This is a genomic window from Mycobacterium sp. (assembly GCF_049802695.1).
Taxonomy (GTDB): Bacteria; Actinomycetota; Actinomycetes; order Mycobacteriales; family Mycobacteriaceae; genus Mycobacterium.
In genome coordinates, this window is the sequence record NZ_JBARMY010000179.1 from 1 (window position 1) to 10,490 (window position 10,490).

At 66.7% G+C, this 10,490-nt stretch carries 12 protein-coding genes and 1 pseudogene; 5 read left to right on the forward strand and 8 right to left on the reverse strand.

The window, feature by feature from the left end:
• The 4 genes from WA317_RS07090 to WA317_RS07105 form a co-directional block, all read left to right on the forward strand.
• Positions 1 to 500, forward strand: a 500-nt coding sequence (locus WA317_RS07090; RefSeq protein WP_425172358.1) for a PfkB family carbohydrate kinase, incomplete at its 5' end; no start/stop codon positions are given.
• 80 nt (positions 501 to 580) lie between these two features.
• Positions 581 to 1,222 (forward strand): alpha/beta family hydrolase, encoded by a 642-nt coding sequence (locus tag WA317_RS07095; RefSeq protein WP_425172367.1) that lies wholly within the window; start codon positions 581 to 583, stop codon positions 1,220 to 1,222.
• A 39-nt stretch (positions 1,223 to 1,261) separates the two neighbouring features.
• Positions 1,262 to 1,711: a MarR family winged helix-turn-helix transcriptional regulator gene (locus WA317_RS07100; RefSeq protein ID WP_425172359.1), complete on the forward strand. Its 450-nt coding sequence runs from the start codon at positions 1,262 to 1,264 to the stop codon at positions 1,709 to 1,711.
• 5 nt (positions 1,712 to 1,716) lie between these two features.
• Positions 1,717 to 2,586 carry an LLM class F420-dependent oxidoreductase gene (locus WA317_RS07105; protein WP_425172360.1) on the forward strand — a complete coding sequence of 290 codons (870 nt, stop codon included), beginning with the start codon at positions 1,717 to 1,719 and terminating at the stop codon, positions 2,584 to 2,586.
• A gap of 196 nt (positions 2,587 to 2,782) precedes the next feature.
• Here the strand turns inward: WA317_RS07105 and WA317_RS07110 are convergent, their stop codons facing one another.
• The 8 genes from WA317_RS07110 to thiO form a co-directional block, all read right to left on the reverse strand.
• Complete coding sequence (locus WA317_RS07110; protein ID WP_425172368.1) at positions 2,783 to 4,252, reverse strand: M28 family metallopeptidase; 1,470 nt, start codon at positions 4,250 to 4,252, stop codon at positions 2,783 to 2,785.
• A gap of 88 nt (positions 4,253 to 4,340) precedes the next feature.
• Positions 4,341 to 5,312 (reverse strand): anti-sigma factor RsbA family regulatory protein, encoded by a 972-nt coding sequence (locus WA317_RS07115; RefSeq protein ID WP_425172361.1) that lies wholly within the window; start codon positions 5,310 to 5,312, stop codon positions 4,341 to 4,343.
• Between the two features lie 99 nt (positions 5,313 to 5,411).
• Positions 5,412 to 6,290, reverse strand: coding sequence for an MEDS domain-containing protein (locus WA317_RS07120; protein ID WP_425172362.1), 879 nt, complete (start codon positions 6,288 to 6,290; stop codon positions 5,412 to 5,414).
• Positions 6,290 to 7,249, reverse strand: coding sequence for an anti-sigma factor RsbA family regulatory protein (locus WA317_RS07125; protein WP_425172363.1), 960 nt, complete (start codon positions 7,247 to 7,249; stop codon positions 6,290 to 6,292). The genes WA317_RS07120 and WA317_RS07125 overlap by 1 nt, the downstream gene beginning before the upstream one ends.
• Before the next feature lie 106 nt (positions 7,250 to 7,355).
• Positions 7,356 to 8,105 (reverse strand): SGNH/GDSL hydrolase family protein, encoded by a 750-nt coding sequence (locus WA317_RS07130; RefSeq protein WP_425172364.1) that lies wholly within the window; start codon positions 8,103 to 8,105, stop codon positions 7,356 to 7,358.
• Positions 8,102 to 8,845: a thiazole synthase gene (locus WA317_RS07135; protein ID WP_425172369.1), complete on the reverse strand. Its 744-nt coding sequence runs from the start codon at positions 8,843 to 8,845 to the stop codon at positions 8,102 to 8,104. Before WA317_RS07135 ends, WA317_RS07130 begins: the two co-directional genes overlap by 4 nt.
• Positions 8,846 to 8,909: 64 nt before the next feature.
• Positions 8,910 to 9,116 (reverse strand): sulfur carrier protein ThiS, encoded by a 207-nt coding sequence (thiS, locus tag WA317_RS07140; protein WP_425172365.1) that lies wholly within the window; start codon positions 9,114 to 9,116, stop codon positions 8,910 to 8,912.
• Positions 9,113 to 10,129 carry a glycine oxidase ThiO gene (gene thiO, locus WA317_RS07145; protein ID WP_425172366.1) on the reverse strand — a complete coding sequence of 339 codons (1,017 nt, stop codon included), beginning with the start codon at positions 10,127 to 10,129 and terminating at the stop codon, positions 9,113 to 9,115. Before thiO ends, thiS begins: the two co-directional genes overlap by 4 nt.
• A 139-nt stretch (positions 10,130 to 10,268) precedes the next feature.
• Here thiO and WA317_RS07150 point away from each other — a divergent pair.
• A pseudogene (locus WA317_RS07150) lies at positions 10,269 to 10,490 on the forward strand (thiamine phosphate synthase); the annotation flags it as partial.

Consider the following 10,490-nt stretch of genomic DNA (forward strand, 5'->3'; position numbering starts at 1 on the left):
CCGTTCCCCTGGTCGTCGACCCCGTCTGCGCCTCCATGCACGGTGATCCGCTGCTGCCGCCGTCGGCGCTGGAGTCGCTGCGCCAGCAACTGTTTCCGCTTGCCACTGTGGTGACACCGAATCTCGACGAGGTGCGACTGCTGGTGGACGTCGACGTCGTCGACACCGCGTCGCAACGTGCGGCGGCCAAAGCGTTGCACGCGCTGGGTCCGCAGTGGGTGCTGGTGAAGGGTGGACATTTGCGATCCTCGGTCACCAGTTGTGACCTACTCTACGACGGCGCTGACTTTCATCAGTTCGACGCGGAGCGGATGACCACCGGCAATGACCACGGTGGCGGTGATACCCTGGCAGCCGCCGTCGCTGCTGCGCTGGCCCATGACTTCACCGTGCCCGATGCCGTCGCCTTCGGAAAGCGTTGGGTGACAGAGTGTTTGCGCGCCTCTTATCCCCTCGGCCATGGCCACGGGCCGGTGTCGCCACTTTTCCGCCTGTCGTGACGTGCCGGCGACGATGCAGAGCGAAGCGATGAGGAGGAGCGGCACAGATTGCCGTGCCGGCGACGATGCAGAGCGAAGCGATGAGGAGGAGCGGCACCATAAGCATCGTGCAGCAGATCGCCGGCGTGGCGCACGAGCCGACGGAAACCCCGGCGGGTGTGGTGGTGCTGACGCACGGTGCCGGCGGCAGCAGGGAATCCCCGCTGTTGCAGAAGATCTGCGACGAGTGGGCCCGGCGCGGCTGGCTGGCGGTGCGCTACAACCTGCCCTACCGGCGGCGACGGCCCAAGGGTCCGCCGTCTGGTTCGTCGGCTGCTGACCGCGCCGGAATCGTCGAGGCCGTCACTGTCTGCCGCGGCCTCGGCGACGGCCCGCTGATCGCGGGCGGCCACTCCTACGGCGGCCGGCTGACGTCGATGGTGCTGGCCGCAAGCGAAGTCGAAGTGGACGTGCTGACGTTGTTCTCTTATCCGGTGCATCCGCCCGGCAAGCCGGAGCGCGCCCGCACCCAACACCTGCCGGACGTCACGGTGCCCACCGTGTTCACCCACGGGACCTCCGATCCTTTCGGTACACCCACGGAACTGCGGGACGCCGCGGCATTGATCGCCGCACCGACCGAAATCGTCGAGGTCAACGGCGCACGACACGATCTGGCCTCGAAGAGGCATGACGTTCCGGTGCTGGCAGTGGACGCCGCCTTGCGCCTTATGTGCAGTTAAAACTGGACAGTTTTGGCTGCCTACCTTAGGCTGGCCAGAGTGGAGGGTGTCAGCGAGTCGGCAGCGACGGCGGCCCGAGATCTGCGCGTGGTGTTCAGCAGGTTGCGCCGGCGGCTCAGGGAGGTGGCGACCGGCGGTGACCTGACGCCGTCGCAAACCGCCGTGCTGACCAGGCTTTGGAAAGAAGGACCGTCGTCAGCCAGCGCGCTCGCCGCCGCTGAACAGATGCGGCCGCAGTCGATGGCGACGATTGTGGCCGCTTTGGATCGGCACAGGCTCATCCGGCGTGCGCCCGACCCGAACGACGGCCGGCGACAGGTCGTCTCGCTGACCGCCACGGGACGGCGCCGCGCTGAAAGCGACCGTAAAGCCCGCGCGGAGTGGCTGGCGCGGGCCATGCAGGACAACTACTCCGAGCGGGAGCGCCGAACCATCCTCGACGCGCTGTCCCTGCTGGAGCGTCTGATCGACAACAACGGAAAGGACTGACCACAATGGAACTGGCAGTACATTTCATCGACTTCTTGCCTGGTGATCCGACCAAGCTGGCCCCGACGCTGAGCGCCTCGGCAAAAGCCGCCGAGGAGGGCGGGGCGACGCTGTTCACGCTGGCCGACCACTTGTTCCAGATGGAAAACGTCGGGCGCGCACAGGACCCGTTCCTCGAGGGCTACACCTCGTTGGGGTTTCTTGCGGCTCAGACCACCGAGATCGACTTGAGCCTGCTGGTGACCGGGGTCACCTACCGTTACCCGGGCCTGCTGGCCAAGGCCGTCACAACGCTCGACGTGCTGTCCGGCGGCCGGTCGATGTTCGGTATTGGCGCGGCGTGGTATGAACGTGAGCACACCGCCCTGGGCATTCCGTATCCGCCGGTGAGCCAGCGCTTCGAGATGCTCGAAGAGACGTTGCAGATCTGCCGGCAGATGTGGAGCGACGACGACGGGCCATACCACGGCAAGCATTACCAGCTGGCTGAGACGATCTGCGAGCCGCAACCGGTTCGGCGCCCACCGATCCTGATCGGCGGCGACGGCGAGAAGAAGACGCTACGGCTGGTCGCCCAGTACGCCGACATCTGGAACAGCACCGTGACCGACGTCGACGAACTCAAACACAAGATCGACGTGCTGCACCGCCACTGTGACGCGGTCAGCCGCGACCCTGCGGAGATCCGCAAGACGGTCGGCTTCCTCGTCGACCCGTTCGCCGACATCGACGAAACGCTGCAAACCACGGAACGGTACGCCGGTCTCGGTGTCGAAATGATCAATGTGGGCCCGCTGCCGGGCAATCCGGATCCGGTCGGCTTCATTCGCCGGCTCGGCCAAGAGCTGATACCGCGACTCGCCGACATCGGCTGACGCGCCGGTCAGTTCTGGTGGCTGCTGAAGTCACTGCCGCCACAGCAGCCTCGGTCTCAGCGGACACCCTCTGTGCGCACCCCTGCAAGCTCAGCGACGTAAGTGGCAGCTGAGGTCGACGGCCGATTGGCCGGCCCTACTGTGGGGCGGCAGCATCAAACACACCGACAGCCGATGCCTATGCGGTGCAGCGCCTTCAGTGCTTGACCAAAAGGTGACGGGTTCGATCATCGTGCACCGGAACGCCGTTGCGGCCGCTGAAATCCTGCGAGTAGAGACCTAGGGCGTAGGCGACGCCGCCGCCGAGCACACCCAGGGCGGCGCGGTCGACATGGTCGAGCGTGTCCGTTTTCTGGTGGTAGTTCGGGTCGAATGGCTGATTGGCGGTTCCGCCCCACAGTTTGGCTTGATCGTCGGACTTTTTCGTTTCGGCACCGGAGAACAGCCCGCCGGCCGGGATACCCGCCGAGGTGAACCCGTCGTAATCCGAACGGCCGTCGAACGAGGTGTCTTGGGGAGTTTTGCCGGCCGATCTCAGGTAGGCGACTAGCGCCCGTTCGATACCGGCCGAGCCTTCCGGGACGACCGGTTGTCCTCGCTGGTCCGCCGGCAACGATTGGTCCCCGTCATAGGTGAAATAGCCTGGGTTGGGCGAGCCGAGCATGTCAAAGTTCAGGTACAGGGCGATGTCTTTTAGCCCGTCCTCATTCAGCGACTCCACGTACTTTCGTGAGCCGATCAGCCCGAGTTCCTCCGCGCCCCAGAATCCGAACCGCACCGTGTTGTGAACATGTGGCGAATTCCCCAGCTGCAGAGCTGTTTCGAGCACCGCAGCCACCCCTGAGCCGTTGTCGTTGATGCCCGGCCCCTCCGGAACGCTGTCCAGATGTGCGCCCGCCATCACCACATCGGTGGTCGATCCGGTTTTGGTCTGAGCAACCACGTTGCGCGCCTGCAAAGTTCGCGTGTTGGCGTTGAGCTTGACGGTGGTGGGCCCGGGGTGGGCGCGCAATTGAGCTCCGTCGGCTTTGGACACACTGACCACCGGGACCTTGACGTCGGTGGCCTCGCCCAATGTGCCGCCCATCTGCTTCTCGTCGACGTTGTCGGCGACGATCAACGCCACGGCCCCGCGCTCGATGACAACCTGCTCCTTCTGGCTGAACGGGCAGCTTCCGCGGTCCACCAGCACAACGGCGCCCTGAACCGGTAGGCCGTCGTAATCGGAGGCGGTGCAGCCCGGGGTGTCCTCGGTGCGGGCAGCCACCAGTTGACCGTTCACGCCGTCGGGCGCAGTACCGATACTGAATTCCAGCGCGCGGGCCTCGACGGTTCTCCCGTCGACTGTCACCGATCCCGGATCGGCGTGAAAGACGCGCGCCTCGAACTCCGGTGTCTGCACGTCGAATCCGCTGTGCCGCAGCGTGTCGACGACGTAGTCGACGCTGGCGTCGTAGCCCGGGGTGCCCACCGCGCGGGTGCCGTTGTGGGCGTTGGCGATGTCCTGCAGCTTCGACAGATGAGCCATCATGGCGTCGGTCGTGACGCGGCCACGCAAGACCGCGGCGAATACGCCGGCGTCGGATGTCGCCGTCGACGGCAGCGAGATACTCGGTGAGCGGCTGCAGCCCCCGAGCAGTATCGCCAGGACGGCCACCAAAGCCATTGCGGCCGGCACCGACCTCGATTCGTGCTTCACGGCGATTACGTTAGACGGCCGGGTGTCACGGGCGCTGAGCACCTACAAGCTCAGATCAGCAGGCCTCATCCGCGATGCGGTCCAGCCGCACATACGCGTGGATCTTGGTGCCCAGCGCAGAGATGTGCGTGCGCACCAGGTCGGCCACCGCGTTCACCACGAACAGTCCGGACTGGGTGCTTCGGCGTCCGGCCAGCGGATCGTCCAGCGGGCCGACGTCGCTGGCTTCGCAGATCAGGTATCCGTTGTGGTGCCAGAAGGCGAGCCGGCACGACTTCCCGGTGTGACGCAGGCTGTTGGTCGCCAGTTCGGTGGCGATCAGTTGCAGGTCGTCGATCCTTTCCGGACACATGCCCAGCAGCCGGGCGTAGCGATAGGCGCATCGTCGTGCGCCGCTGAGATCGGTCAGCTCGTGGACGGTGAAGTTCACTGCTGCAGGGCTGGCGCGCAGTGGTTCGTTGCTGCGGTCCAGTGCGACGTCGACCGCGTATTCCGGGTTGTGGTGGTGCGTTCCCGCACGTCGGATGAGCGGATGCGTGAGACGGGCGTCGGCCAGCGCGTGGTCGGAGAGGCGGACAGCGTCGTACAGGCACAGGCCGGTCACCGCATGCCCCTCGAGGGCAAGGTTGACCAGGGCTTCGTGCTGCACGCAGGCTGGGTACTCGGCTGCGGTGCGGCCCGGCCACACCGGTTCTCCGATCAACAGCACCGGGCAGTTGCGGTGTTGGCGCACGAAGCAGCCGATCAGCCCGAGAATCCGGCCCGGGTTGCGGCCCACCTCGGTAATGTCGGTGACGGTGAGGTTCGGGGTCGCGTCGCCGCCGAGGTCTTCGCCGATGATGCCCAGAGCGCGTCGCAGCGCCGAAATTTTGTCTCCCGGCAGCGATACCAGCACCGGCCGCGCCGCACACAACCACTCGTCGACGGTCGGTACCACCGCCTCGAGATATTCATGTTCGGAGCGGTAGAACAGCGCAGAGTGCACCAAGTCGCGCTCGGTCTGCGCATTGCGCTCAGTCAAAGTCATCTCCACCGCTGCATCCCACACCGGGTTTTTGTCGGTCAGCCGCGTCGACGTTCTGGTTTCCAGCCCGCGTCCGGACTACCCACCGAATGCCGGATTGAATCAGATGCCGCAGTTTTGCCACGATGCAAGCGCCGCTGGCACCGCCTCTACCTGCACGTTCGTCATATTGAGCAGTTCAGCCAGCCGAGCGACCACGGCGTGCTCAGTCCGCAAGACGACATCACGGCAATCGGCGCGAGCAAGGTCGTCCACCGCACGTAGCTGACGGTGGGTGATGAACACCAAGCTTCGAGCCTCGATGACGAGCGGTCCCGGGGGCTGCAGTCGCCAGACCCGCTGCAGCGCGGTCAGGAAAGCGTTGTTGTCGGCGGCGTCGATCTCGCCCGCCATGGCGAAATTAGCGCCTGATTCGGCGAACAGCCGAAAAGCGACCGTCTCCTCGCTGGTGAGGGGATGCAGACAGAGGCAATCCCTCGCCGCAGGCCCGAGGTCGGTCAGGTCGTAGGTACACAGCGCCGACAGCGGCAGCACAGCCATCTTCTGGTCGATCAGGCATTCGAAGTGCGCCCAAGCGTTGCGCTGTTCGGGCGTACGCACCACCTCGACGACGTCGTTCACCATGCGCAAACCGCTGTAGCCGTCGGCCAGGGCCTGCTCGGTAGCCGCTACCTGTTCGGTCACCGTGGCATCGGCGTCCACGGCGTCACTGCCGGGACGGAATTCGTAGGTGTCTTCGGCTGGGGTCACCCTGATCCGTCCGGACCGCAGACCTTCGCTGAATCCGATATCGGCCAGCGCGGCGCATAACGTCTCGCGACTTCCATCACCGACGTACTGAATCCGCTGGTTGGCTGCCATTCCGCCGGCAAGGTACTCACCGACCCGCGCGGCGAACTCGGTGCGGTCGTGATATCCCCAGCCCAGGTGGCCGAACGGGACAACGCCCGCGGCCGATCTGACAACACCCTGGCGGCGCATCAGGCAACCTCGTCGACTGGTCGCTCCAGCCGCAGGTAGGCCTGGATGGTCGTACCGTCCGGCGATGTGTGCATGCGCACCAGATCCGCCAACGCGTTCACAACGAAAAGGCCGCTGGGGCTGGGCCTGTCCTTGGCCGGCGGCCGACGCCCGACCAGCGGGTCCACCAGATAGCCGGTGTCGCGCGCCTCACACACCAAGTGACCGTCGTGTTCCCAGAATGCGAGCCGACTGGTTCCACCGCCATGCTGCAGGCTGTTGGTGGCCAGTTCGGTCACGACCAACTGCAGGTCTGCGATGCGGTCCGGCGACAGCCCGAGCAGCCGGCCATAGCGGGTGCTTTGTTGACGAGCCTTGCTCAGATCGCTGGGTTCGCTGACCGTGAAGGTCACCGCGACCTGGCTCGTCTCTAACAGTTCGTTGCCGCGGTGCAGGGCGGCGTCCAGGGAGTAGTGGGTGCTACGCCGCTGCGATCCGCCCTGTTTGACCAACGGGTGAGTCATCCATACGTCGTCGAGCACCCCGCTGGCGAGCCGGGATGCGTCGTAGGGACACAAACCCGTCACGTCGGACCCGACAAATGCCATATTGCTTAGGGCTTCGTGCTGCAGGCAGCCCGCGTACTCGAAATCCCGGCGGCCGGGCCACACTACCTCGGCCACCATCCGCACCGGTCGAGAATGCTGCTGCGCCAGGTAAGCCAGCTCCGCACCCAAAATCCGGCCCGGGTTACGACCCATCTTTGTGATGTCCGCCCACGTGATCTCGCTCGCCGCGGCGCCCAAGGCGTCCTGAAGCCGGGCCAACTTCTCGGCGGGTATTGCGACCCAGGCCGATTCACCCTTTCGCAGGCCCTCCAGCAGGAAGCTCCCGACGAAATCCAGGTACTCCTGTTCTGACTGGTAAAGAACCGCCGTATGCAAGCAGCCGTGATCCACAGCCCGTGAACCAGTGCTCATTTAAGCGGCTCCGCTCGAGTAATCGGACCCGGCACCCGGCCGGCAGCTTTCGCCTTGCCGGGTGGCCTACCCGTTGGGGCCAGTCCTCAACCCGGCCCGTACAGCGTCACAATTGGGCGGTGATGAGATCTGCGACGCCAGCCATGCCGGCAGCGTTGGGATGAAAGGGCGCGGGCCGCCACGGCAGCGGCCACGCCGCGCCGACCGTCCACGGCTCCGCCGACCAGGCGTGGTGGTCGCGACTGGCCCTTCCGGCGCGGACAATTCCGCAGCCAGTGCTTTGCGCAGCCGCTGCGGTGAGCTCCTCGAGCCGAACGGCGACGCGGCGACCCAACTCGGCGTCAGCCGACGACAAAGGGGGCGCCGCTGTCCCGGGCGGCGGCAGCATCGTGAGGTAGTCGACGAAGACAATCCGCGCGTCCGGAGCCCGTCGGCGGGCTTCGCTGGCCACCGCGTGAAGTGCGTCGCCGACCTGAACGAGCGCCTCCTCGCGGGCTTCGCGGTTCAGCAGCGCCGAGATCCGTGGCACTTTGCGGGCGATGCCCGGCAGCGATGCGGCCATCAGCAGCGGAATGTATCCGACGTCGTTGCCGCCGATGGTGATGGTGACCAGTTCTTCGGAGCCGTAGAGCGCTTCGATCTGGGGCGGCGCGCTGCGCTGGCGTTCGGCGAGCACATGGGCGGTGGTGGCGCCGGAGAACGTGACGTCGACCAGATTCAGCTTGCGTTCCTCGGCGACCAGGTGCGCGTAATTGCGGGCGGATCGGCCCGAACCGCGTGGCGCGCCGGCCGCCCGTGGCCGGATACCGGGACCGGCCGCCATCGAACTGCCAAGGGCGACGTAGCGACTCGTCATAACGCCGGGCTGGAGGCCTTCGCCCAGAACCGCTTCGGGATGCGTCCCGCCCGCCGCGCCAGATAGCCGGCGGTGACGGCGGCAGCCATTGCGGCGGCCATTGCGGGCGGATCAGCGGCCCGTGTCACCGCACTGGCCAAAAGGACGGCGTCGCAACCCAACTCCATCGCAAGCGCGGCGTCGCTGGCGGTGCCGATACCGGCGTCGAGGACCACCGGTATTCCTGCGTGCGCGACGATCATCTCGATGTTGTGCGGATTGGCGATTCCCAGGCCGGTGCCGATCGGCGAGCCCAGCGGCATGACCGCCGCGCAGCCGGTGTCCTCCAGCCGGCGGGCCAACACCGGGTCGTCGTTGGTGTACGGCAACACCACGAATCCGTCGTCCACCAATTGCTCTGCGGCTCTGACCAATTCGACGGCGTCGGGCAGCAGCGTGCGTTCGTCGGCGATCACCTCGAGCTTGACCCATTCGGTGCCGAGCGCTTCACGGGCCAGTTGGGCGGTCAGTACCGCTTCGGCGGCGCTGCGGCATCCCGCGGTGTTCGGCAGCGGCGTGATGCCCAGCCGGCCGAGCAGGTCGAGCATGCCGGTGCCGCCTTCGGCATCGACTCGGCGCATCGCCACGGTAGTCAACTCGGTGCCCGACGCGGTCAGCGCCTCCTCCAACACGGCCAGGCTGGTCGCTCCCCCGGTCCCCATGATCAGCCGGGATGCGAAGCTACGGCCGGCGATGGTCAGTTTGGCTTCTTCCCCGCGACGATGCGGGCCAGCATGACCCGAGAAGGAGTGGGAGAAATCAGCTTCAGCCACCCTGCACCGCCGTGACGACCTGGAGCCGTAGTGGACCGGGAAGCTCAGAGAGATTGGTCGCCCAGCGCGAGCGCGGTAACACCGCCTGGTCGAGCGCAACCGCGATCCCGCGGTCGGGATAACCCAGCGTCTGCAGCAGTGCGGCGACGGTCATCTGCCCGTCGACCTCGACCTGCTGTTCGTTGACCACAACGATCATGTCGCGCCGACCGGAAGAAGTTGCATTACAACCTGTTCGGCCGTCCAGGGCGCGAGCAGAAATCCGGACCGGCCGTGCCCGCCAGCGATCACGGTGCGGGCGTCCAGCCGCTGTACCAGCGGCAGGTTGTCTGGTGTCATGGGGCGCAGCCCGGCCGAGCACTCCGCCAGTTCGTATTCGTCGAGCGCGGGCAGCACCGCGCAGGCGTCGTCAAGCAGCTCGCGCACTCCCGAAACGGCCGGCGCGGTGTCGCGGCCGTGTTCATATTGGGTGGCGCCTACCACCACACCGTCGTGGCGCGGCACCAGATATACCTGCCGGCCGTGCACGCGGGCGCGAATCACTCGTTGCGGCAACGGCATACAGCCTTTGCGCCATCGCAGCCGCAGCACTTCACCTTTGACCGGGCGTATCGGCAGGCCGGGCCACAGCACGGGCGCATCGATCCCGTTGGCGATCACCACCGTGTCGGCCTCGACTTCGGACAACTCGTGCACCGGGCCCGTCCACTGCACGCCGAGCCGCTCGCAGGCCAGGGTCAGGGCATCCAGCATCGCCCGGTTGTCGACGGCCAGTTCGGTGGGCGCCCGGAATCCGTGCCGGATGCCCTGCGCCAGCAGCGGTTCCACATCGCGAGCGGCGGACTCCCAGATCACCGGGTGGCCCTGCCCGGACAGCCAATCGGCGACGGTGCGCAAGTCGGCGACGTCAGCGCGGTCGACAGCCACCACCAGCGATTCCCGCGCGGTGATCACCTGCGGCGAAAGCTCCGCCAGGAAGCCGCTCTCGTGCCACAGCCGCAGCGATTCCAGGCCCAGCTGCAGCAGCCGGTCTTCGCCAGGCCAGCCTTCACTGTGCGGGGCCAGCATGCCGGCGGCCACCCAGGACGCACCGCGCTGGCCGCTGCGATGCACCCGCACCGACCAGCCGGCCTGAGCCGCGCGCCGGGCGATCGACAGCCCGATGACACCGCCGCCGATGACGGCCAGTGTCCCGAGCGAGTTCGATGGCATCCTTGCTCCCTTCGCCGGCATGATCCGGATCAGGTGTGACGGTAAGGGCAGGTCCTCTTCTCGGGTGTGCCCACTCTCAGCCCCGCTCCCGGGACTCCCGTGTTCGTCAAGTTCCTACGCTAGCCGCTAGCGTCGCGGTGTGCACGAGGCGCTTTCCCGACTTGCCACAGCCCGGCTGTATCTGTGCACCGACGCCCGGCGCGAGCGCGGTGATCTCGCCGCCTTCGCCGACGCGGCGCTGGCCGGCGGGGTGGACATCATTCAGCTCCGCGACAAAGGCTCGCCCGGTGAGCAGCGCTTCGGCCCGCTGGAGGCGCGCGACGAACTGGCGGCACTGGACATCCTGGCCGACGCTGCGCGC